We start from the raw sequence: 23,568 nt of genomic DNA, 5'->3' as shown, positions 1-23,568 counted from the left end.
AACCCCTCCTCGTGTGATTTTCTTTATTCAGCAAGCGTTGAAGCGCTTCGCTCCAGCGCATTCCATGAGAGCGTGGCACACTTGATGCGCGCCGGAAATTTTGAGACTCCGCCGAGCGACTCCAGATCGCCGAGCAGATCCTCATCCACTTCCTGCCCCTTCATTAATTTGCGAAACTCTACAGAGAGGGCGAGCGCTTCAGAGAGAGGTTTGCCTTTGACAGCCTCTGTCATCATTGAAGCCGACGCCATGCTGATTGAGCACCCCGTCCCTGAAAAACGCACGTCTTCTACGACACCGTTTTTTATCTGAAGCTGGAGGGTAATCTCGTCGCCGCACGTCGGATTTTTCAAATCGACCGAGACAACGTCACCTTCCATCGAACCTTTGTTCCGCGGATGCATGTAGTGATCCATGATGACCTGGCGATACAGTTCATCCAATTGCATGACTGAAAAACTCCTTTGCCATCGTCAGCGCGTCGATCAGTGTGTCGATATCCCGCTCTGTGTTATACACATAGAAGCTTGCCCGCGCAGTCGCCGACTGCTTGAGCCAACGCATGAGCGGTTGTGCACAGTGATGGCCCGCACGAATCGCGACGCCCTCCGCGTCAAGCGCTGTCGAAAGATCATGTGGATGGACACCCCGCAGATTAAACGTCACAAGCGCACCGCGCTCACCCGCCGGGCCATACACCTCGATTTCATCCATCGCGCGCAGACGGTCATACGCGTATGCCGTGAGCGCGACATCGCGCTCGTGAATGGCGGAAAGCCCAATTTCTTTCAGATAATCAATCGCGGCTGAAAGTCCCACCGCGCCAGCAATGATCGGCGTACCACCCTCAAAGCGATAGGGCACTTCCTTAAAAGTCGATTCGTACAACTCGACGACCTCAATCATCTCGCCGCCAAAGTGCACCGGTTCCATCTGCTCAAGCACCGCGCGCTTTCCATAGAGCACGCCAATCCCTGTAGGCCCCATCATCTTGTGGCCCGAAAACGCGAGAAAGTCACAGTCGAGCGCCTGCACGTCAACCGGCATGTGCGGAACGCTTTGCGCGCCGTCCACCACGAGAATCGCGCCGTGGCGATGGGCGATCCTCGCAACGTCAGCAATCGGGTTAATCGTTCCGAGCACGTTTGACACATGCACCATCGCTACGATTTTCGTGCGAGCCGTGATCGTTTTTTCCACATTGCAAAGATCAATCGTTCCATCTTCCTGAAGAGGGAGATACGTGAGTGTCGCGCCCGTCACCTTCGCCACCTGTTGCCAAGGAATCAGGTTGCTGTGATGCTCCATCGGCGTGATCACAATCTCGTCACCCGGCTTCAGGCGCGGCCGCGCATAGCCGTGCGCCACCATGTTCAAACTCTCCGTCGTGCCCCGCGTGAACACAATCTGCTCATCACTCTTGGCATTCAGAAACTTCGCCACGTTGTTGCGCGCCGCCTCGTACGCTTCCGTCGCGCGCGAGCCGAGCGTGTGGACACCGCGGTGCACATTGGCGTTGCTCGACTCGTAATACGCTTTGATCGCATCGATCACCTGACGCGGTTTTTGCGATGTCGCCGCGCTGTCAAGATACACCAGCGGTTTCCCGTTGATCGACTCATTCAAGATAGGAAAATCCCTGCGAATCAGCGAAAAGTCCATCTCAGGCAAGCTTCCTCTCAAGGATCATTTCGACCGCGCGACGCACACCGTCCAGAGGCAATTCGGCGAGAACCGGATCAATAAAGCCCCACACAATCATGCGCTTGGCAGTCGCTTCACTAAGTCCCCGCGACATCAGGTAAAACAGTTGATCTTCATTGATTTGTCCGACAGACGCGGCATGTCCGCACTTCACGTCGTTTTCGTCAATCAGGAGCATTGGAATGGCGTCCGCGCGACTCTCTGGCGACAGCATCAAGAGCTTCTCTGCCTGTTGCCCGTTTGCGCCGCTCGCCCCTTTTTTAATCTGCGTAACACCGCGATACACGGCATTTGCCTGATCCTGCATCACGCCGCGCGCCGTCGTGTCGCTTTCGCTAAACTTTCCGATATGCACCATCTTTGAAGTGATATCCATATGCGAGCGGCCACTGCCAAGTGCAATCGCATGACTCGTGCTTGAACTGCCGTCTCCCAAGAGACGGGAACCAAACTCGACGACCGAATAACCGTCGCCAATCTCGCCAAGCACCCACTGGACATTTGCGTTTCGCTCTACGTTGGCGCGGCGCAATACGATCCCTGTCGTGTCTTTAGAAAATTCTTCAATCGTCCCCACGCGCACCACAGCGCCCTGCATCGCCACCACTTCAGTGACGCCAACGTGCAGATCCTCCGCAAGATCTGCAGGCGTCAGATACGCATCAAGAAACGTCACCTGGCTCATCTCTTCTGCGATGATCAAATTTCGTGTGAATGAACCGTACCCGCCCTGCGTCGTCACCGCAATCAGTTGAATCGGCTGCGTGAGTGCTGCATTTCTCGGAAGATAAACGAAAGCGCCGTTTCGAAAAAGCGCCGTGTTTAAAGCGATCAACTGGTTCTCATTGCTCGCAACGACCTTACCGATGTGCTTTTCGACAAGTTCTGGATGCTTGACAAGCGCCGACTTCATATCCGTCACGATCACACCGTCTGCGGTGAGGCCGCGTGTTTTCATCACGTGCCCATCCACGAGCACGATCAGCGGATGCGCGTCATCCTCGCCAATCATCCCATCTGCGAGCGCTTCCCACGCCCCCGGCGCGAGTGGCGCCTCAAGGCGAAACGCGTCTAGCGAGCGGTTTGCCAAATTGCTTCGCTCGAACTTTGGCGTCGGCAGAAATTCGTACTGCGTAAATGCGTTTGCGCGAAGGCGAGCGATGCCTTCCGGTTCAGACGCGTTTCGCGACGCCTGAAAAATCTCCTCTGCGCGCGCGCTTTGCGATAGCGTATCCTTCATCCCGCTCACCCCTTACACACTCACCGATTCTGTCTCGTCTTCAATGCCAAGCTCATCTTTTAGCCAGTCATAGCCGCGCGCCTCGAGTTCCTCAGCAAGCTCGCGCGTTCCAGATCGGACAATGCGCCCCTGCATCATGACGTGCACATGATCGGGTACGATGTACTGCAAGAGACGCTGATAGTGCGTAATGATCAAGAGGCCAAAAGAAGGTCCGCGCAAGGCGTTTACGCCGTCTGCGACAATGCGCAGCGCGTCGATGTCAAGCCCTGAGTCAATCTCGTCAAGAATTGCGATCCGCGGTTCAAGAACAGACATCTGAAGGATCTCGTTGCGCTTTTTTTCGCCGCCGGAGAACCCTTCATTAAGATACCGTTCGGCAAACGCCGTATCGATGCTTAGCGATTTCATTTTCTTTTGCAATTCGCGATGAAACTTGAGCACAGGCACCTCATTGCCTTCACCAAGTTTGGCGTTGAGCGCCATGCGCATGAAATTCGCGTTGCTCACGCCCGCGATCTCGCTCGGATACTGCATCGCGAGAAACAGGCCGTTTCGCGCGCGCTCATCGACGCTCATCTCCAGCAGGTCCTCACCGTCCAGTGTCACTGCGCCACCCGTCACCTCATACTTGGGATGCCCCATGAGAGACGACGCAAGCGTGCTTTTTCCTGTTCCGTTCGGGCCCATGATCGCGTGGACTTCGCCGCCGCGCACCGTGAGATTGACACCTTTCAAAATCTCCTTGCCCTCTACCGAGGCGCGCAATCCATCAATTTTCAGTTCTGGCAATGAAGCCATGTGTAACCATCCTCCTGTACACGCAACCGTTGCGACGCGATATCTTGTTTAAAGTCGACTAAATTAGTCATGTTTATGCTAACACACCCACACAAAATTGCAACTAATGCAGTCTCATTGCAGGGTACACTCGGATGGTTTTCACCTAAAATTGTCTTGAAAATGTCAAAAATCCCCGCCACAGATAGCGCAGCGGAGATTTTTATCGATCCATCTTTTTTAAAAGAGATAGCGCATGACCGTCTTCGCTTCATCAGACATCATGTCCTTGTTCCAAGGCGGATCAAACGTCAAATCAATCTCCACCTCAGGAACCCCGAGTTCCTTAATCTTTCGCACGACGTCCCCCTGCAGCTCTTCCATGGCAGGGCAACCCATCGTCGTCAGGGTCATTCTTACCGTGACCTTTTCCTGCTCAATCTTGACGCCATAGATCATTCCCAAGTTAACCACGTCGATCTGAATTTCCGGGTCAAGAACATCTTTTAACTGTTCGTACACCGCTTCTTCGGTCACCATCGACCATCACTCCTTCATCGCCATAAACCTATCGTACACGCTTGCAGAGCACTGTGTCTAGCGCTCGTTGCCAAATCTTGCGTGTTGGCATGTCTACCTTTTGGCTCGTACACTAGCAACAAGAAGATATCTGGTTACAAGGGAGACACTATGAACGATAAGCTTGTCTATCGCCTATCGGGTGTGATCACCCTTACCCTGCTGCTTGCCGTCTCCTCCTCTTCGCGCGCATATCCATTGGTCGAAAGCGCCCGGGCGCTTCCTGCGCGCCCGCTGGAACTGACCGGACGCCAGATGCAAAAGGCGATTGTCCCACCCCCTGCGCCGCAAAGCGTTACATACGCACTCATCACGAGTCGTTTACAAAACGCGCCGGCTGTACAAACCAATACGCTCGTCAGCGTCACAGCGACAACCGCACAAACCTTCACGTTTCAAAACGCTGGTCAGACGGTTACGGAGCCGCTCACTGACGCCCGCCTGTTCACAGTCATGACAGGAACCAGGCAGCCTGTAAAGAAATTCAATGGTGAAATCGTGCTCGGGTTTGATGATCCATACTCCCTGACAGATACGGGAAGCGCCGGCTATCCGATCTCCGTCTACGCGCCGATGGTCTATAACGTGACTTCACAAAACGGTGCGGTCTCAGATCAATTATCAACCCAGGCGGTGCAGATCGCGCACGCGCACGGAGAACAGGTCTGGCCGATTGTCGACTCAGGTTTTAATCCGGCACGCACCACCGCACTGCTTGAAAGTCCAACGGCACAGGCAAATCTTCTCTCGGCCATCCTAAGCGATGTGACCCGAGATCATGTGGACGGGATCAATCTCGACTTTGAGGATATGATTCCATCCGACGCGCCGCGCCTCACTCAGTTGACAGAAAATCTGGCGACACTGCTTCACGCCATGGGAAAAACAATCAGCGTAGATGTTTCCGTGCCTTCAAGCGACCCCAACTGGGGCCTCGTCTACAACCGGCCGGCACTCGCCGCCATCGCCGACAACCTTGTCGTGATGACCTATGACGAATACTACGCAGGTGACGCTTTTTCAGGACCGGTTGCAGGCATCCCATGGATGATGCAAGAACTTCAAAAGACCGCACAAGAGGGCGTGCCAAAAGCGAAAATTCTCGCAGGCATCCCGTTTTACACAAGGCTCTGGTCTGGCACCCCAGGCAATTTTTCATCTGTTGCACTCTCGCTGCCTCAAGAAGCGAGCATTCAGGACAGCCACCCTGCATCACTGCGAAACGATCCGAACTCCGGAATGACCGTCGACACATTTCACGCCGGTACAACGACGCAGTGGATGTGGCTTGAGACGACAAGTACGCTGCAAAAACGTGCCGCCCTGGCCACCGCTGCCGGATACGGCGGTGTCGCGGTGTGGCAGTTGGGCCTTGGCAATGCGAGTGATGTCTCCGCGATTCTCTCAGGCGTCGGGGGATGAATCTTCCTCAATCGCGCGCCGCACTGTTTTTCGAATGATGCGCCGCGTCCCTTTAGGGGGCGCGGTATTGTTTATTGCCGCACCTTGTTCCAATACCTCAAGCTCGCGCCGTATGCGATCAACATCAGACGGCGCAATCCGCGCCGCCTCCCCCGCGTAAAAAAAGGTTTCTGCAGACAATGAACGCATTTCCTGGAGACGGACAAGCGCTGCCCGCACATCCTCGGGACGCGCCTGAAACATCCCCGCCACATCGTCGATGGTAAACCGCTTCGTCACGTTCTCACCCACTTCATATCCTCGATTTCCTCGATTTCTGTCACTTTTTTGCTCTTAATGGAGACAAACTCTATACTACAGAAAACGCATGCTACGTGTCACGAGCGCTTTGCGTTACAAGAACACTCTGCGTTGCCCAAGTTGTGCCATGCGCGTCCCGCGCACACGGGCGTTGATCCTTGAAATTTCTGTGAAATCTCTCATGCAAGGAGTGCATCTGTGAACGTCACTGGGATCATTGATATCGGTTCAAACTCCATGCGTCTCTCGATCATCGCTTCCTTGCAAAGCGGCGCCTATTATGTGCTTGACGAACAGAAGACATCTCCGCGGCTCAGCCAGCAAATCAAGCGTGACGGGGCCCTCGCAGAAGAGGCTGTACGTGACTTGATCGAGAAATTGCACGGTTTCATCGGCCTTTGCCGCGCTCACCACGCCAATCGCATTGAAGCCGTAGGCACTGCTGCACTGCGCGCGGCGACAAACCGCAAAGAGATCGTCGAGCGAATTGAGCGCGAGACCGGGCTTCACGTCGAGGTGATCTCAGGCGTTGAAGAGGCGGCGCTTGGCTACAGTGCCGTCGCGCATACGATGACACTATGCGACGCACTGCTCATCGACATAGGCGGGGGCAGCACCGAAGTCACACTCGTACGAGGCGGTTCGGCCATCGCGTCACACTCCTTCCCCATCGGCGCAGTCACTGCAAACCGGGATCTTGGCCAGCTCTCCCGCGAGCAGATGATGCAGCGTATCCAACCCCTTTTTGCGAAGGTGGAACTGCTTACGCAGGCAAAAAACTTGGAATTGATTGGGATCGGCGGCACCATTCGCACGATTGCACGCGTCCATCAAGGACTCAGTGGCTATCCACTCGCGCTTACCCACAATTATTTCATGCGGCGATCCGATGTTGAGGAAACGGTCGCTCATCTCGATTTGATTCCGCTCGCAAGGCGCAAAAAGGTTGAAGGTCTCTCCAAAGACCGTGCGGATCTGATCGTTCCTGGCGGGATGATCCTCCTTAGTCTCATGCGCTACACAGAGTCAGCCGTGTTGCGCATCAGCGGTCGCGGCTTGCGCGATGGCACATTTTTCACGCGCGTGCTTGGCGCCGAACGCGACACCCAAAAGGAAGACGTTCTTGAGGCAAGTGTCCACAACCTGCTCGAACGCTGCCGTGTGCCAAAAGATCACGCTGAAACGGTGACGAATCTGGCGCTCTCCATCGCCCGGCCGCTCTGCGAACGGGGAGACCTCAACCCAGCGCGACTCCGTTTGCTGTATGCCGCCGCCATGCTTCATCGCGTCGGGATCCACATTCACTATTATGATTTTGACCGACACACCTTTTATTTGATTCTAAACGGCACCCTCTATGGTTTGACGCACAGCGAACTGCTGATCGTTGCGGCCGCCGCCTCCTACAAAAGCCGCAACCGGACGCGCAAACAGTGCGCACCATTTCGCGCTTTGCTCAGTGACGACGACCTCACAGAGATCACAAAAATCGGCGTGATTGTCCGCCTTGCCGAGGCGCTCGACCGCCGTCACGAAAAGCGCGTTTCCGCAGTCAGAATGAAGACTGAAAAAACGCGGGCCATCCTTTACGTAAACGCGCACGAAGGAGATATTGAATATCAGGCGGCAAACGAGTTGCTTCCACTCTTTCGCAAAGCGTTTGGCTTTCCGCTTTCCATCTCATCAGAAAAAGGAGCACCGTGAAGATATGCGACTTAAAAAAGCGCGCGGACTCGGCCGCAGCATGCATTATCCGGGAAGACTTTTTATCGTCGAAGGAAACGACGGATCAGGCAAAAGCACACAGATTTACTTGTTGAAACGCTGGCTTGAAGACCGCGGGTACCCTGTCTTTTTTACGGAGTGGAACTCAAGTGAACTCATCAAATCGGCGAACAAAAAGGCGAAGAAAAAAAATCTGCTGACACCGACAACATTCAGCCTGATTCACGCGTGTGATTTTGCCGACCGCTATGAAAAAATGATGCTGCCCCATTTGCGGGCAGGCTATATCGTCCTCGCAGATCGCTACGTGTATACTGCCTATGCCCGCGACATGGCGCGCGGCTGTGATCCAGACTGGGTCAAGAACATGTATGGATTCGCGGTCAAACCGACGGTCAGCTTCTATTTTCAGACGCCGCTGTCCGTCTCACTCGATCGCATCTTGAGCGGACGTCCACAGTTAAAGTACCATGAGGCGGGTCTTGATCTCGGCCTTTCGACCGACCCAATCGAGAGTTTCAAACTGTTTCAGGGAAAAATCAAGGACCACTATGACGCGATGATCGACGAGGAGCATTTCACGGTCGTGGACGCGACAAAGCCGGTCGAGGAACAACAGCGGCTTGTGCGCGAGATCGTTGAAAAACACCTGACCGATTATGAGCTCCCCTATCATTTGACAACGCGATAAAAAAGCGAGAGGAGACTGTAGAGATTATGGATGAAACAAAAAAAACGTATTACGGCGCCGGTCTCCCCTATCTAAAAGACGAGACGTATGCAGGAAAGTTGATTGTAATCGAAGGCGCTGACTGTTCAGGACGGTCGACACAGGCATATCTCTTAAAACAGTGGCTGGAGTATGAAGGGCATGCGGTCATGGATACCGGGATCAAGCGATCCACCCTCGTCAGTGGGGTCATCGACCAGGCAAAAGAGGGAAATGTGCTAGGAAAGACGACGCTCAGCCTGCTTTACGCGACCGATTTTGCAGATCAACTGGAAAACAAGATCATCCCAGCGCTGCGGGCGGGGTTTATCGTGCTGGCAGATCGCTACATCTTCACGCTGATGGTGCGCGATTTTGTGCGCGGCGCCGATCCAGACTGGCTGGAAGAACTGTTCGGTTTTGCGCGCATCCCGGATCTCACGTTTTATTTGCAGATGCCGCCCGAAGTCTTGCTGCATCGCCACTTTCAAAAACGCGGTTTGCTTGATTACTGGGAATCCGGAATGGATCTCTCCCTGTCGACTGACATGTTTGAAAGCTTTCACCGCTATCAGTCCCTGTGCGCACAACAATTTGAAGAACTCGCTGAAGATTATCACTTTGTCACAATCGATGGTACGCGCGCGATCGATGATGTGCAAGAGACCCTGCGGTCGCACGTCTCACGCCTGATCCAAAAATGAAAGACTCAAGCTCCGTCGCCCAATCACCCGCTCACTATAAACATGACGCGCTGCGCGCGATGAATCGTTTTCAATCGGATCGCGCGCACTGTGTGCGTGTCGCCTCACTTGCGCAAACGCTCTATCTTGGCATTCGCGGCGAGGCGGCGACGCAGGCAGCCCAACTGACGCTCGAATTGGCCGGATATCTACACGATGTAGGACATTTCATAAATTCACAAAAGCATCACAAGCATTCCCGCTACCTTGTGCAAAATGCGCGCGAAACGGCGACGTGGGACGCGACACTCAAAGAGGATGTCGCGACGCTTTGTTTTTATCACAGGCGCAGCGCCAGACCCTCATGGATTGAAAAAATCGGCAAGGAACGGGATTTGCTCACCTGTTGCGCATGCCTTCGCGTCGCAGACGGCCTTGACAGATCACACCTGGGAACGGTCACTCTTCACGAAATCAAGCGCTCTACCCGCGAGATCACGCTCTTTGTGAGCGGGCTTTCGTCAGCCGACGCAGACCATCTGCTAAGAAAGAAAGCAGACCTCTGGCAGATCGCTTTTGCTCAAAAACTCATGTTGAATTTGCGCGACGCAACATAGAGTGCAGACCCAAGCACAAACCCAAAGATTGGCGCATAGATCGACTGCGCCCCGAACAGCCGGGCAGCCCCTGGATCGCTGTGAAACATGATCCCCGCGGTGACGGCGAGAATACCTGCCCCGATAAACCTCAGAATCGCCAGACGTGCCATGAGGCGGGCGATCAAGGAACTGGCAAACATCAAAAGAGAGATGCTCACCACAAGACCAAGCGCCGTCATCTCTGCATTGCCTTGCGCAATGCCTGCCACGGCGACCACATTGTCCGCACTCATCGTGAGATCTGCAAAAAGAATTGTCACAACCGTCGCGAGAACCCCACGCCCTGTTCGTTTGCCAGACGCCTCTTTGCCGCCTTTTTGGAACAATACCGAATAGGCGACATAGAGCAAAAGCAACCCGCCAACCGTCTGTAGGTACGGCCACCCAAGGGCGCGCCCGAGAATGAGGGTCAGCAAAATCCTGAGTAAAATGGTAACAGCCGCACCATAGATCATCGCGCGCTTTCGCTCGTTTGGGGCGAGATGAAGCGTTGCCATCGCGATGACAAACGCATTGTCTCCCGAGAGCACCAAGTCGGTAAGAAGGATGGCAAAAAAGGCATATAACGCGTGTGTCATGACTTCAACCTTCGCATTTTCCGTCTTGCCACAATAAAATTCGCTGCCAAAATGCCTCCTCCTATCACACAGATTCCGGCGAGTTCAGCCACATGCGCTTTGAAGTGAAGCACGCGATGCCCGACGTAGCTCTCAAGCAATACCATGATCGCCTGTCCGATAAGCGTGCCAAATAGAAAAGGGACAAACGAAACGGAAGAGATGCCCGCAGACAGGTCGATGATTGATGCGGGCAGCCAAAACTGCAGGCGCAACCCCAAAACGGTGAAAAAGGTTGACCATGGCGTCGCCTGGTCAATGCGGGCAATCGTCGCCTGCAGCTTCGCGTGACGCGCAAAAAATCTCTTGAGATAGCGGCTGAAAAGTGGCCGCAACACGCTTTTGCTCAGGCCATAAAGAAGGAGTGAGCCGGTAAAACTACCGAAAAGCGTCGCCAGATAACCCGTGAAAAAACCATGCGCAGTCGCGTTCATGCCAGCCAAGATGGCAAAAGGAACGAACGGCACCATGGTCTGAAGCACAACCAGCAGATAACTCAACACGATCCCGGCATGTCCCAATTTTTCAAGGTATTCCGGCAGAAGCGTCCAACTTCCGGAGCGATAAAAAAAGAACATGAGAAGAAGCGCAAGCGGGGCAAAAAGTGCCAGCCACACTGTGTGGCGAGTGATCCTCTTGTGCACGCCCGCACCTCCCGTTCATACGCCCCGTCCAATTCACTGAAAGAAAAAGAGCAACCCAAGCATCACGTAGGCAGCTGTCACCATCATGCCCTCGTACCAGTGTGTCTCCCCGTCAAGCGAGACAAGGCTCACCAAGAGGGTCGACAAAAAGAGCACGAGCACCTCCACGGGCGTAAAAACAAGTGTAAAACTCCCGCGCATTGCAGTGTCGATGAGTACGAGGGCAGGCGCGACAAAAAGAGCGATTTGCAGACTTGAGCCAAGCCCGATCTCCATACTCCCGTCAAGATTCCCTCGCCGCGCGAGCAGAATCGCAGAAAAAAATTCAGGCGCGATTCCGATGAGCGGCAAGAGAATCATGCCCACAAACGACTCTGGAATGCTAAAGCGCACAGAGAGCGGCTCGATCGCCCCGACGATCCCTTCACTTACGAGCGAAACAAGAAAGGTTGCGACAATCAGTTCAAGCAGGTGGGGCCAAAGCGGTTCCGTTTGACGCTCTGTCGCACCGATTTCCTCAACTGGCATCAAGAAACTGCGATGAGTGAAAAACGAGAACACAAATCCGAGCGCATAAATCAGTAAAAACACGATGGAGATGCTGACGCCAAGCGCTTTGGCGTGACCGGCATGCGTTCCGAAATATTGGTACAGACTCGTCATGGAAAGGCCGAAAACGGCGATAAAAAGCATGACGCTGTTCAGTCCGGCGCGGGCGCGGCTGAACACCTGAACCTTTTGTGTGATTCCGCCGATCATCATGCAGACGCCAAGGGTCAGCAGAAGATTTGCGAGAACACTGCCCACGATGCTCGCCTGCACAACACGATAGAGTCCTGCACGCAGCGCGGCAATCGAGATAATCAGTTCAACACTGTTGCCAAATGTGGCAGAAAGCAGCGCCCCAAGCGTCGAACCGAGGCGCCGCGCAAGCTTTTCAGTGGCTGACCCGATGCGCCGCGCGAGCGCGATGATCGTAAGTGCGCAAAGCAGGAACGTCAGGGGAGGGCTCCACACCTTTACGCTCGCGTACCAAGACGCGAGGGAGAGCAGCAGGATCCCTGTCGCTGGCATCCACATTCGTGTTCGCATGTCGGCGGCTCTCCTGTCTCTCATTTGTCGCGTCCATCATACGAAAGTCGGGTGGGCTTGGCAACTCTTGTAAAGAAGCGGCCATCTTTTTTGCCTGCTTGTCGTACTGATAACGAACGTCTGCCAAAAAATCTTCGCCCACCTCTTTAAAGCGTGCAGCAGACACCTTTGCGAGATCTGCGGCGCGCATGCCATTTGCGACAAAGCGCACCAACTGCGAGCGAACATCGCGCTCATCCTTTGCTCGCGAGACGACCGCCAGACCAAATAGACTCACCCACAGCAGTCTGTTCATTTCACTCAACCTTTCAGAGACAGTCCGCTAGATGCGCGGCATGCGAACCCATGCCAGCAAGTTTTCCCCGGCACTCCGACTTTTATTGCGCATATCTTCCATGAATTGACTCAGCATGCCACTCCACAATCGACCGATCTCCTTTTTGTCGACTCCGCTTTGATACGCTTCAACACTTGTGTCAATGGCGTCCTTTAGCGCGATAGAGATGGCGTGGAGCTTAGCTTCAAGTGTCTCAGGCATTGCATGATCCCTCCGTGGAGTAATTGGGCGGCATACGCTGTTGCAGCGGCCGCAAAGAAAATGCCAGGCGGCAGCGGCAACAGGCCGACAAGCGCCGCTAGCGGGGGAATGTACAGTGCGCCGATGAGCGCGACAAGACTTATGGCAAGTACCCCCTGCATAAAACGCTGCCGCGGGAGAATTCGCTGCGGCGCAGCGCCGTCATGATGCCAGCTCTCGACTTGAAACCACTGCACAAGCACCAGCATGGTGAGCGCAGCCGATTGCGCCACGCGCGGGGCGACGCGGTCTTGCAGCGCGCGATAGAGCAAAAGCGTCGAACCCCCGATCGAGAGTGCGCGCACGATGAGTTGGGTGAGAAAGTTGCGGTCATTCAAATCCGCTTCGCGCACGCGCAACATTCCATCGTGACGCTTAGGCCGCACAAGCAGCGTGAGTGTCGGCGCCGCATCGGTCAACAAGTTGATCAGCAAAATCTGAATCGGCACAAAGGGAAGCGGCAATCCGAAAAGGACCGCAAATAGGCTAAATAAAATTTCTCCAAGATTCCCGGAGAGCAGATAGCCAAGCGCCCGGCGAATGTTTCCGAGAATGCCGCGCCCCTCATCCACGGCGCGAATGATCGCATTAAAATCATCGTCAACAAGCGTGATCGAACTCGCCTCACGGGCAAGCGCCGTGCCACCCTGTCCCATCGCGATCCCAACATCTGCGTGGCGAATGGCCAGGGCATCGTTTACACCATCACCTGTCATGACCACGACATGTCCAGTCGCTTTGAGCGCCGTGACGATGCGCAGTTTATCATGCGGAGTGACACGCGCAAAGATCGATACCTCTAGGCATGCGCGCTGCAACTGCTCATCAGACAACTGTGCGAGTTCGCCCCCCAAGAGCACGCGCTCTGTTTCCTGCGTGGCAAGACCAATTCTGCGGGCAGTTGCACGCGCCGTCTCAGGGTGATCTCCTGTCATCATCAAGACGCGGATACCCGCCTCGCGGCACGCCCGAATCCCCTGTTCAACATGCTCGCGGGGCGGATCTTCCATGCCGACGAGACCAAGAAAGATGAGATTCTCTTCATACTCATCCTCCGCGCGCGCCGGGGCATCATGTGGGAGCGGCCTGTACGCGAGGCAGATGACACGATAGGCTTCACGCGAAAAGGCGTTTGCTATTGAAAGAATGCGCGCGCGACTTTCATCATCCAATTCGCAAAGCCCGTATGCTGACTGATAGAATGCGCAACGCGCAAAGATCGGTTCAACCGCCCCTTTGACAATCAGTTCACTGCCCGAAAAGCCCTGGCAGACGACACTCATGCGCTGTCGCTCCGATTCAAATGGACGCTCGTCAAGGCGGGCATACTTTGCGCGAATCTCGCGCAAGGGAATTCCTGCACTGCGCGCCGCCGCGAGAAGCGCTCCTTCCGTTGCGTCTCCGCGCAGTGCCCACGTCTTCTCCCCATCGCGCACCTGTTCCACCCACTCTGCGTTGCTGCACAAAACTGCCTTTGTCAACAGGTTGACCATGTGGCCTGAAGCGCGCAGCGGATGATCCGCAGCGTTTACTAACAGAGTCTCGGGATCTGAAAGTACCTGCACATGCGTGCCGTCAAAAAGCACCCGCACAGTCATCTCATTTTTAGTGAGCGTTCCCGTTTTGTCAGAGCAGATCACCGTACTGCGTCCGAGCGTTTCAAGCGCTGACGGCCTTTGGACAAGCGCCTTGCGCGCCTGCATGCGCCTGACGCCTGCCGTCAAGGCAATGCCAATCAGCACTGGCAAACCTTCTGGTATCGCGGATGCCCCGATGCTTAGCGCGGAAAGAAGCAGCGGCCCCACCCTTTCCTTGCGCATGATGCCAACAAGAATCAAGAGTGCTGTGGCAAACCCGATCGCAGTGACCACCGCGCGTGAAAATTGAGTGACACTTCGCTGAAGCGGCGTCTCAAGTGAAACGGGCTCTACGAGTCCTTTGGCAATCCTCCCCATGACCGTGGCAGACCCTGTCTGCGTGACGATCATGACGCCTGTTCCACGTGCGACAAAGCTCCCCATCACGACACTTGACGCCGATGGTGTATCACTCAGATGTTGTTCACCCATGCGTGTTTTAGAGACAGGTGCGGCTATGGCGCTTTTTTCTATAGCTACAGGCTCTCCCGTCAATAGTGACTCATCACACGCAAGATGATACGATTCCACCAACTCTCCATCCGCGGGAACCTGAACGCCTTCTTCAAGCCATACGAGATCCCCTGGCACAAGCAGTTCTTTGGCAATATTCACGCGCTGTCCATCGCGAAAGACGATCACCTCGCCCTCCGTCATGGCGGCAAGCGTTCGCTTGTCGCGTCCTGTGCGATGTTGCTGGAGAACCGTGACGACACTGTTGACCATGATGACAAAAAGAAGTGCGCCCCCCTCTGCAAAACGCTTTGAAAAAAAAGACAGACCCGCTAGCCCGAGCAGCAGTAATGTCATGCCGTCCTGCCCCTGCTTCAAAACATGCCTCCACCACGGTGTATCGCGCAAAAGCGGTAGGCGGTTCTCTCCGTACTGGCACAGTCGCTCTTGCGCCTCCTTTGTCGTCAGCCCCGATGCTCGTGCGCGCGATACACGCTTTTCTCCCGCACGAGCATCATCAAAGGATCCGGGGATCGACGCAATCATCGCCTCATCTGAACTTGGCATCGACCGTTTTGCGCACTGCGCTCCTGCATGGTGCAGAGCGTCGTCAATGGTTGACAGAATCATCTTTACAGCCTGATCCTGACGGTCTTCCACCTGATGAAAAAAGATCAACAGGTTGCCAGTCAACGCGTTTAGATCCAGACGCAGCATCCATGGCAATTCGCGCAGTGCGTGCAACACAGCCGCCTGCTCGTTTGGTCGGACATGGAACCATTTGACGCGCACCCGAATGCGGCCTGGCAATTCATGGATGACGGTTGCTGTTTCAGACAAACGTAAATGCCCTCTTCCCATTTGTGATTGACAAACACATCTCTATTTGCAGTAGTATCACACTGTAATGGCAAGGTATGTGGTACAATATCTGGCAGAAACGGTGAAAGACGCAACCCACGGGACGTGAGAAAGGTTGCATGTGGATTGAGAAAGCGCTTCTCGCGCGCATTGTCACTCTTTTTTCTTTTCGCAACGTTTTGTCTGATTGGGTATCTAGTCGACAAAGAGCGGGGGGAATTGACGCGTTCTTGGCCCTATCTGCTTCACGCCAACGGGTTTTCAATCGCAACGTTGCTCGCTTTGCAGCTGATGTATTTTCTGTTGCAAGGAGCGTCTGGACGCGTATTATTTTTGACAATGCAGCAAAGGGTTCCGCTCCTTTTGCTCACCGTGCTCTATACATTGCAAACCATGTATAATGCTGTTTTGCCTTTGTCTGGCGCATCGGGAACGGCTGCTTTCATTTTTTGGGGAAAACGTTTAGGGTATGGCTTAAAAGAATCAACAGCGACGAATCTATGGTCGCTCACACTCAGCTACGTTTCACTCGTCCCACTGCTTTTGATTTGTCTGTTTGCCGCGCTTACCGCGAACGGTCAGGTGGCCAATCTCATTAAAGCGGGACTTCTTGTCGCCGTAGCTGTGAGCCTTGGGATTTTGCTTCTTTTCTATCTCATTTCCCGATTTGGACAGAAAAGCAAGCGGGCTTCGCATACTTTAACGATTCTTCGAGAAGAATGGAAACGGATGCAGCATCATCCCATCTCATTTTTGTTCGCCTGCGTATACCTATTTCTCGTTTATGTCGTTCGAATGATCATGGTGTACACTGCATTTCAGGCGATTCACGTCCCAATCCCTTTTTGGCTCGCTGTGCTGGCATACTCGATCACGTCGCTTTTGGTTCTCGTGTCGCTCGCACCAACGACTGTCGGCGTTGTGGAAGCTGTGCTGGCATCTGTTCTACACAGCTACGGCATCCCGCTTTCGATTGCGATTGCCGGCACCCTGATGTATCGCTTTGTCTCGTTTTATCTGCCCATTCCGCTCGGCGCTCTCGCACTCGTCTATTTACAGCGATTTTCAAAAAAACCAGTATAACAGCTGTAACCTTTCACCAGCATCTTGCGCATATCATAAGAGTAGATGGATCGAATGAAAAAAGGTAATTTTCACAGACCCTCGGAAGGAAATTCGGCTCACGAGGAGAACATGTAGATACAGTGCGATGGAGATCGTGCGTGTTATCGATAGGAGGCAACACATGAGTGAGTCCCGTGCGGCACAGGTGCCACACCGAAAGAAACTGGAGACTGATTCAATCTCTTTTTCGGAAGACACCATTATGAATAAATTGGGAAATGCGATCGCGGGCGCAGTAGAACGCGCCATACAAACGCGTTCGGATGACCATGCGATGCAAAATGTCGCTGTATTCGTCGATTACGACAACGTTTACTGGACACTGATGAATCGCTATCGTCACGACCCTGACCATGAAGATCCACAGCGCAACCTGTTTGACCGACTGTGGGAAAAATACGATAAAAACAACATTCGCATGTTCAAAGCGTATGCAGACTTCGAGCAGGTTGCCGCCAACCTGACGAGCCTTCAAAAGAAACGTGTGCAGATCCGTCACGTTTACGCAAATGGAAAGAATGAAGACAAAGCAAAAAATGCGTCCGATATCGAACTTTCAATTGATGCGATGGAGACTTCGTATTCGGATTCAAATATTTCCTGTTATGTCTTTGTAACAGCGGATAGTGACATGATCCCGATTATGAGCAGAATGCTATATCGCGGTAAGCACGTCGAGTTGTTTTACGTGGAAGACGCGATTGCAAAGCATACGGACATTCGCAAATTTGCGCACCAGAGTTATGATCTGCTGGAATTTCTGCACGTGGATGTCAGTCCTAAAAATCCGTCTGATTTTATCCAAGATGCGATTCAATACATTGCGGAGTGGCATGCCCAACCGGCAAACCGCACCAAAAACCTCGGTCCAAAATGGTTGCGTGACGGCTTGGCAGACTATTTGAGCATTCCAAGCAATACAGCCAGCCAAGTGATCGATCTCCTTCACCGCGGCAATTTTATCCGAGAAGAATTGCGTACAAATGAGTATGGCACACACAAAAATATTGTATTGAGCCTCGACGCCAACGATCGCGACGAGAATGTTCCACTCGATCGCGACGAGTACTCTATGCCACGTCCCTGACTGTCGTTTTGCGGAGAGATTTTTGCTCCGCAATTTTTTTGGACAAGCTGTGTCGAACCTTGACTAACGATGTAGTTTTTGTTACATTGATCTTGTTCTTATGAGTGCACTCATGACTTCCGCTCTTATCTTTTCCTGTTCTATTGGTGCTCATATAACCCTGACGCTGTCGCGTGCGACAACGTCTCGCCTTTGTTAAAAAACCTTCTGCCAGTGGCAGAAGGTTTTTTAACACGCCCACAGATGTGTGATCTCCTTATGCACTCTGAATGTAAAACCATAAAAGGCGAAGGGTGGCGGCAATTGCGTCGCGATGCGTTCGTTCATAAGCGTGCGAACTGTCGATGCCAGGACCAATGAGACCCGTCGCGAGATCGTGTCCAGCGCGGCGCGCCGCACTCGCATCTGAACTATAATAGGGATAGAGATCAACCGCGTAGGGAATGTGGTGTGTTTTTGCAAGGTGCGTCAGTTTTTTACGCAATTGATAATCATAGGGTCCGCTCGAATCTTTTGCACAGATCGAAACAACATGTTCCGTCGTCGTCAAGCCTTCCCCAATCGCACCCATGTCAACCGCCAGATACTCGAACGCTTCTGCGGGGATGTTTGAATTCCCCCCATAACCGATCTCTTCATCTGTACTGATCAAAAGGCAAAGTGAATATGGCAATTCAACCGGGTGAGCGAGAATGTTCTCTACCAGGGAGAGCAAAATGCCAACCGAAGCCTTATCATCAAGGTGACGTGACTTTAGATAACCTGACGGCGTTACGACAACACGAGGGTCGTAGGACACAAAATCACCCACCGAAATGCCGAGTGCCTCCACATCCGCTTTGGATTGAACCTTTTCATCAAGACGCACGACCACCGTGTCTGCCGTACGCTCCTCCACTTCTTTGTACACATGTGTGGATGCGTGCCGCGCTACGAGTGTCCCTGTATAAACCGCACCATCCAGCGTGTGGATCTTGCAATAGACGCCTTCCACCGTTTGAAACGCGTAACCGCCAAGCGCGGAGAGCCGCAAATAACCTCGATCGGTAATTTCCCTGACCATTCCGCCAAGCGTGTCGACATGTGCGGCCAGTACGCGCGTACTCGGCGATCTGCCTGGAACGAACACCTGCAAACCGCCTTTATAGGTGCGTTTATACGTCACGCCAAGCATGCCAAATCGCTCTGCGCAATAGTGAATCGCCTGATCCGTGAATCCCGTCGGACTCGGAATCGATACAAGCCGCACGATGTGACTCACCGCCGATTCCAGCGTTTCTTCAAATTGCGCTGCGCCCCATTCTGTCTCTCCCATGATTCACCCCTGCATTCGCGTGATTGCGCCATTCCTTAACTTCCTGATTGTACCACAGCAGGAGACAGCGCAGGGGGAATCCAGTCATCGCCCGGGTTGCCAATGACTGCGTTTGGTGTCGGCTGCTGACGCAAAAATGGGATCGCACCCGCCGCGATCGCGTGCGCCACTTTCTTCAGATACATCGGCTGCCGCAGATGGACCACATCCCAGTCATTTGTAAGATATCCAACTTCCGCGAGAATGGCCGGACAGGGCGCGTGCCGGATCACAAAAAGATTTTTGCGCCCAATCGGCCGCTGCGTCGTATCAGCCAACGCATTTAATCTTTCTTGAACCAAGCGTGCAAGCTGTTGACTCGCCTCTTTGCGCACTGTGTAAAATACAAGCGGACCGCGATCATTCGGATTGACTGAACTGTTCACATGAATGCTCAAAAAGCCCACCGCGCGCGCCTTGCGCAATAAATCCAGGCGGTTTTGCAAATCCCTCCGGTGCCTGCCTGACAGTGGGGACGGAAACAGATTCGAACAATCCGTATCTGACCTGCGTGTCATCGTTACATCAAAGCCGGCGCGATCAAGTTCGATCGCGAGGTTTTTGGCGATTTCAAGCGTAATGTCCTTCTCAAGCAAACCAGCCCGTGACGCGCCGCCATCAATGCCTCCATGGCCCGGATCAACCACGACTGTTTTATGAAGCCGTGTCGGAAGCAGGTTGGGTTTTGCTGTCTGTTTTTTCGGAAACCATTGAAACGCCTCCGCCGCATGATCAAGCGACGCGTTACAAAACGTGATTAACAGCCCCGCCACACCAAGCCTTAGAATCATAGAAAAAAATCGCCTATTCATTTGCACTCCATCCCATCTTCTCTCCGCTCATGTTCCCCAGACAAAATCAATCTGAAGGACACCCTTACTATGTGAGAGAAAAGGCATTTCTACACGGAAAATGAAAGATGGCGAATGGTGCGATATTTACTTTTCCTTCACAGTCCCTTTATCATCATGTCATACGCTTGAGCGAGCGCAAAGAGCGATGTCGATCAGACGTACGAGTTCCCGGCTTTGAAGAACGCGCAGCGCCTGCGTATTCGCCTTATTCGGCGCGCCTCGTTTCGCTTTTGCCGTCGGAGCATCCTCTGTAACACTGCGCACCTCAAGCGGGGCAGGCGCGCCAAGGTCACTGAGGATCTCGCGCACGGCCTTTTCTGCACTGCGCATGGTGACCACCACCTGATCGAAAGCATCGACTGTGCACTTTTTGCTTCGCGGATCGGCGAGGAATGCCCGAAAAATCTCCTCTTGCTCAAAACGTACAAACATCGCGTCCCAGATTACCGCGCGACTGTACGCTACCATCCAATCGCGGATCGATCGTTTGATTGACGACCCGACCGTTACCGCAGAGTACTTGTCTAGCGCGTCATTCAAATCCTCCTCACGCCACCCGTGATCACAGAGTTGTAACACAGACTCGCGATCCATCACATACAAAGACATCTCATCCGCACGTTTCAGTGTGGCGAACTGTCCTACAAAAAAATGAAGCATCGGGTGTGCGTCGTCTGGGACGAGGATATCGAGATTCGGTTGTACTGATATTCGGCCTTGACGCTCAGAAATAGGTCGACAGCGTTTATAGACCAAACCAAACTCCTGATCAAAACCAAAATCCACATGTCCAATAAGCGCCAGCACACTGATCAGGCGCGCCGCCGTATTGTGTGCCGCACAGCGTTTGCCTTCCACCAATTCAAGCCACGAGGAAATACCGTGATAGGCAGCGTGCCAAGTCTCCTCGCGCGCTGACATAATGATCTCAAAAAGCAACGCATAGAAGTGCGATTGCAGACGGGGCGACAAAAAATTGGTAAAAAGTGACTCACGGATTTGCCGCTGCAGTTCATCGATCGGCAGTATCAACATCTCGCGCAGCAATTTCCCTTGTGGATGCACTGCACCATTTCCAATGGAAATCACAGATAGATCTTTCAGGACTTGAAATGCGAGGTATACCACTTCAGGAAAGCCCGCCCACGGACCCTCTTCGATTTCTTCTTTCTGATAATACAGTGTGCGAAAAAGGGGCTTGATGCGTTGCAGTTCACGTTTATAGACAACATCATTCTTTGTCGCAGATACACTGTGTGTGCTTATGTAGGTCACCAGTCTGATCATGTCATTTGCAAACATTGAGCCAAGCGAGCGCTCCACTGTCACACGCTCACCAGGTACACAAGGTGTCAGACGCGCCACTTCTTCTTTATAGATCCCCTTTAAAAGATCAAAACACTCTCTTGGCATTTCAAAACCATCGCCGAGATACCAAATTTGCGTCGGTATGAGCATGGTGAGATCTGCAAGGTGATTCATCGACGCGATCACGTCAGGTATCCCATCGTATGATTCTTCAATTAAATGGAGCAGTCTTGATTTGGAGATGGATACGACGAAACCGTCCCCGATCATCTCGACAAAAGCGATGCGCAAGATCCGTTTATCGTGATCACTCAGCGTGTCAAAAAGTTGAGCGTACCCCGAACCGTGAACAAGCGACTGAATGACACTTCGAGCCACCTTTTCCTTGTTGCCGTCAACATTTTCACCGAGTGATTCCGCGATGACGAGTAACTTCTGCTTTGTCAAATTCGCCAGATAGTAATCGAGTCTCACTTATGCGTACACCTCTTTAAGATCTGCGAGATCGACAATCTCATATTGATATCCCTGTTCCGTTAAAAAACGCTGGCGACCAAGCGCAAATTCTTGATCCTTTGTCTCTCTTGTCACAACGGAGTAAAAATGGGCAGTCATCCCTTCCGCCTTCGGACGCATGATACGGCCAAGGCGTTGCGCCTCTTCCTGGCGGGAACCAAACGCGCCGGAAACCTGAATCGCGACAGACGCATCGGGCAGGTCAATCGAGAAATTGGCGACCTTTGACACGACGAGAACACGCAGTTCTCCTGTGCGAAACGCCTGATAGAGCTCATCGCGTTCGCGCGACTTTGTACTGCCTGTGATTAAAGGCGCATGAAGTTTCTCCGCAATCCTCTTGAGTTGATCGATGTATTGCCCGATGATGAGAATCATATCCTTTGAGTGTCTTGCGACAAGCAAAAGCACCGCGTCTTCCTTTTCCTGCGCTTCAGCCGCAATGCGCGCCTTCTCGCGAAGTTCTGCAACTGCGTAGTGACGACGTTCCTCGTCGTTTAGACCAACGCGCACCTCCGTGCACGTCGCCGTCGCGATATACCCTTGCGCCTCAAGTTCCTTCCACGGAGCGTCAAACTTCTTCGGGCCGATGAGCGAGAAGACTTCATCTTCTTTGCCATCCTCGCGCACAAGCGTTGCGGTGAGTCCCAGGCGGCGGCGCGCCTGAATCTCTGCGGTAATTCGAAACACGGGCGCAGGAAGCAGGTGCACCTCATCATAGATAATGAGACCCCAGTTATGTGAAGATAAAAGGGATAGATGCGGGAATTCATCCTTTCCACGCGGGCGAAAACTTAAAATCTGATAGGTTGCCACAGTGACCGGCGCCGTCATTTTGCTCTCCCCGCTGTACTCCGCGACCTGTTCCGGTGCAAGTGTCGTCTTGTCGAGGCACTCGTGAATCCACTGTCTTGCCGCCGTGACATTCGCTGCGAGAATCAGCGTCGAGGTTTGAAGAAGTTCCATTGCACGCAGACCGATGATCGTCTTTCCGGCGCCGCACGGCAGTGTCAGGACACCTGATCCACCAGACAGGTTGCCGCCTTCGTGAAAGGATGCAGCCGCCTTTTCCTGGTAGTCGCGCAAGATAAACGGAGCGCCGTCATCCAAAAATTCACGCAGTGAAAAATGCAGTGGTTGCCCTTTTGCATAACCCGCCAAATCGCGTACAGGATACCCTAGTTTCGTCAGCGCCACCTTAATCGTTCCGCGCGCGAGCAACGGAATTTCAACAGCTGAAGCAGAGATGTGCCGACGCACAAACGGAGCGATTGAGCGGTGCTGACATACTTCCAAAAGTGCCAGTGGATCATGACTGAACAGGGTTAGTCCGTGTTCGTCGCGATGAAGCTCGAGGATTCCGTAGCGATCCATTGTCTCTGTGATGAAGCGAAGGATCGGCGGTGGAACATCGTAACGGCTGATCGAACGCAGACTCTCCACAATTTCTACAGAGCGATGTCCCGCCGACGCCGCATTCCAAAGGGAAAGCGCAGTCACGCGATACGTGTGAAAATGATCTGGACTCTTTTCCAGTTCCGCAAAAGGAACGAGACATTGCCTCGCCTCATCTGCGTCCGGATGATGCACATCCAACAAGATTGATCCATCCATCTGGACGATGACTGGCTTGTCCATCGCG

General features: G+C 53.3%; 23 protein-coding genes. 7 read left to right on the top strand and 16 right to left on the bottom strand.

The window, feature by feature from the left end:
• Positions 1-23: 23 nt before the first annotated feature.
• From sufU to ATW55_RS13485, 5 genes are all read right to left on the bottom strand, one after another.
• Positions 24-449 (bottom strand): Fe-S cluster assembly sulfur transfer protein SufU, encoded by a 426-nt coding sequence (gene sufU, locus ATW55_RS13505; RefSeq protein ID WP_067718871.1) that lies wholly within the window; start codon positions 447-449, stop codon positions 24-26.
• Positions 436-1,662, bottom strand: coding sequence for a cysteine desulfurase (locus ATW55_RS13500; protein WP_067718867.1), 1,227 nt, complete (start codon positions 1,660-1,662; stop codon positions 436-438). Before ATW55_RS13500 ends, sufU begins: the two co-directional genes overlap by 14 nt.
• Position 1,663: 1 nt before the next feature.
• A complete protein-coding gene (gene sufD / locus ATW55_RS13495) occupies positions 1,664-2,944 on the bottom strand; it encodes a Fe-S cluster assembly protein SufD (RefSeq protein WP_067718863.1) in 1,281 nt (426 codons plus the stop codon).
• A gap of 12 nt (positions 2,945-2,956) precedes the next feature.
• Positions 2,957-3,745: a Fe-S cluster assembly ATPase SufC gene (gene sufC / locus ATW55_RS13490; RefSeq protein WP_067718860.1), complete on the bottom strand. Its 789-nt coding sequence runs from the start codon at positions 3,743-3,745 to the stop codon at positions 2,957-2,959.
• 219 nt (positions 3,746-3,964) lie between these two features.
• Positions 3,965-4,264 (bottom strand): metal-sulfur cluster assembly factor, encoded by a 300-nt coding sequence (locus tag ATW55_RS13485; protein WP_067718857.1) that lies wholly within the window; start codon positions 4,262-4,264, stop codon positions 3,965-3,967.
• 150 nt (positions 4,265-4,414) lie between these two features.
• Here ATW55_RS13485 and ATW55_RS13480 point away from each other — a divergent pair, with 150 nt between their 5' ends.
• The gene (locus ATW55_RS13480) at positions 4,415-5,725 is read left to right on the top strand and encodes a glycosyl hydrolase family 18 protein (protein WP_067718853.1); all 1,311 of its coding nucleotides are present in this window, start codon (positions 4,415-4,417) and stop codon (positions 5,723-5,725) included.
• On the opposite strand, the gene ATW55_RS13475 is transcribed toward ATW55_RS13480, so the two are convergent.
• A complete protein-coding gene (locus ATW55_RS13475) occupies positions 5,708-6,016 on the bottom strand; it encodes a hypothetical protein (RefSeq protein ID WP_067718849.1) in 309 nt (102 codons plus the stop codon). The two genes, ATW55_RS13480 and ATW55_RS13475, sit on opposite strands and share 18 nt — an antisense overlap.
• Before the next feature lie 207 nt (positions 6,017-6,223).
• Here ATW55_RS13475 and ATW55_RS13470 point away from each other — a divergent pair, with 207 nt between their 5' ends.
• Genes ATW55_RS13470 through ATW55_RS13455 form a run of 4 tightly spaced genes read left to right on the top strand, consistent with a single transcriptional unit; the run spans position 6,224 to position 9,759 of the window.
• Positions 6,224-7,729 carry a Ppx/GppA phosphatase family protein gene (locus ATW55_RS13470; RefSeq protein ID WP_067718845.1) on the top strand — a complete coding sequence of 502 codons (1,506 nt, stop codon included), beginning with the start codon at positions 6,224-6,226 and terminating at the stop codon, positions 7,727-7,729.
• A gap of 4 nt (positions 7,730-7,733) precedes the next feature.
• Positions 7,734-8,441 carry a dTMP kinase gene (gene tmk, locus ATW55_RS13465; RefSeq protein WP_067718842.1) on the top strand — a complete coding sequence of 236 codons (708 nt, stop codon included), beginning with the start codon at positions 7,734-7,736 and terminating at the stop codon, positions 8,439-8,441.
• 26 nt (positions 8,442-8,467) lie between these two features.
• Entirely contained in the window at positions 8,468-9,163 is a 696-nt protein-coding gene (tmk, locus tag ATW55_RS13460) for a dTMP kinase (protein WP_067718838.1), read from the top strand.
• The gene (locus ATW55_RS13455; protein WP_067718833.1) at positions 9,160-9,759 is read left to right on the top strand and encodes an HD domain-containing protein; all 600 of its coding nucleotides are present in this window, start codon (positions 9,160-9,162) and stop codon (positions 9,757-9,759) included. Before tmk (ATW55_RS13460) ends, ATW55_RS13455 begins: the two co-directional genes overlap by 4 nt.
• Here the strand turns inward: ATW55_RS13455 and ATW55_RS13450 are convergent.
• The 6 genes from ATW55_RS13450 to ATW55_RS13430 are packed head-to-tail and all read right to left on the bottom strand — an operon-like array spanning position 9,723 to position 15,661.
• Entirely contained in the window at positions 9,723-10,379 is a 657-nt protein-coding gene (locus tag ATW55_RS13450; protein ID WP_067718830.1) for a YjbE family putative metal transport protein, read from the bottom strand. The genes ATW55_RS13455 and ATW55_RS13450 overlap by 37 nt on opposite strands.
• Positions 10,376-11,062 carry a TVP38/TMEM64 family protein gene (locus tag ATW55_RS13445; RefSeq protein ID WP_067718826.1) on the bottom strand — a complete coding sequence of 229 codons (687 nt, stop codon included), beginning with the start codon at positions 11,060-11,062 and terminating at the stop codon, positions 10,376-10,378. Before ATW55_RS13445 ends, ATW55_RS13450 begins: the two co-directional genes overlap by 4 nt.
• 33 nt (positions 11,063-11,095) lie before the next feature.
• Positions 11,096-12,079: a calcium/proton exchanger gene (gene cax, locus ATW55_RS13440; protein ID WP_067718823.1), complete on the bottom strand. Its 984-nt coding sequence runs from the start codon at positions 12,077-12,079 to the stop codon at positions 11,096-11,098.
• Positions 12,000-12,449 (bottom strand): hypothetical protein, encoded by a 450-nt coding sequence (locus tag ATW55_RS16895; RefSeq protein ID WP_067718820.1) that lies wholly within the window; start codon positions 12,447-12,449, stop codon positions 12,000-12,002. The genes cax and ATW55_RS16895 overlap by 80 nt, the downstream gene beginning before the upstream one ends.
• Positions 12,450-12,476: 27 nt before the next feature.
• Positions 12,477-12,692 carry a hypothetical protein gene (locus tag ATW55_RS16170; RefSeq protein ID WP_153005167.1) on the bottom strand — a complete coding sequence of 72 codons (216 nt, stop codon included), beginning with the start codon at positions 12,690-12,692 and terminating at the stop codon, positions 12,477-12,479.
• Positions 12,644-15,661: a cation-translocating P-type ATPase gene (locus ATW55_RS13430; protein ID WP_067718817.1), complete on the bottom strand. Its 3,018-nt coding sequence runs from the start codon at positions 15,659-15,661 to the stop codon at positions 12,644-12,646. The genes ATW55_RS16170 and ATW55_RS13430 overlap by 49 nt, the downstream gene beginning before the upstream one ends.
• Positions 15,662-15,808: 147 nt before the next feature.
• Between ATW55_RS13430 and ATW55_RS13425 the strand changes: the two genes are divergently transcribed.
• Both ATW55_RS13425 and ATW55_RS13420 read left to right on the top strand, forming a co-directional pair.
• Positions 15,809-16,765, top strand: coding sequence for a lysylphosphatidylglycerol synthase transmembrane domain-containing protein (locus tag ATW55_RS13425; RefSeq protein ID WP_067718812.1), 957 nt, complete (start codon positions 15,809-15,811; stop codon positions 16,763-16,765).
• A gap of 163 nt (positions 16,766-16,928) precedes the next feature.
• Entirely contained in the window at positions 16,929-17,894 is a 966-nt protein-coding gene (locus ATW55_RS13420; protein ID WP_067718808.1) for an NYN domain-containing protein, read from the top strand.
• A gap of 256 nt (positions 17,895-18,150) precedes the next feature.
• Here the strand turns inward: ATW55_RS13420 and ATW55_RS13410 are convergent, their stop codons facing one another.
• The 4 genes from ATW55_RS13410 to ATW55_RS13395 form a co-directional block, all read right to left on the bottom strand.
• The gene (locus ATW55_RS13410; RefSeq protein ID WP_082685856.1) at positions 18,151-19,209 is read right to left on the bottom strand and encodes a M42 family metallopeptidase; all 1,059 of its coding nucleotides are present in this window, start codon (positions 19,207-19,209) and stop codon (positions 18,151-18,153) included.
• Positions 19,210-19,244: 35 nt separating this feature from the next.
• Positions 19,245-20,060, bottom strand: coding sequence for an N-acetylmuramoyl-L-alanine amidase family protein (locus ATW55_RS13405; protein ID WP_067718802.1), 816 nt, complete (start codon positions 20,058-20,060; stop codon positions 19,245-19,247).
• A gap of 159 nt (positions 20,061-20,219) precedes the next feature.
• Positions 20,220-21,884 (bottom strand): helicase-associated domain-containing protein, encoded by a 1,665-nt coding sequence (locus ATW55_RS13400; RefSeq protein WP_067718797.1) that lies wholly within the window; start codon positions 21,882-21,884, stop codon positions 20,220-20,222.
• Positions 21,885-23,564 (bottom strand): DNA repair helicase XPB, encoded by a 1,680-nt coding sequence (locus tag ATW55_RS13395; RefSeq protein WP_067718794.1) that lies wholly within the window; start codon positions 23,562-23,564, stop codon positions 21,885-21,887.
• Positions 23,565-23,568 lie beyond the last annotated feature (4 nt).

The sequence above is a fragment of the Ferroacidibacillus organovorans genome, from assembly GCF_001516615.1.
In the GTDB taxonomy this organism is placed as follows: Bacteria; Bacillota; Bacilli; order Alicyclobacillales; family SLC66; genus Ferroacidibacillus; species Ferroacidibacillus ferrooxidans_B.
The sequence above is the reverse complement of the archived record's forward strand: the minus strand, read 5'-3'. Positions and strand labels throughout refer to the sequence as shown.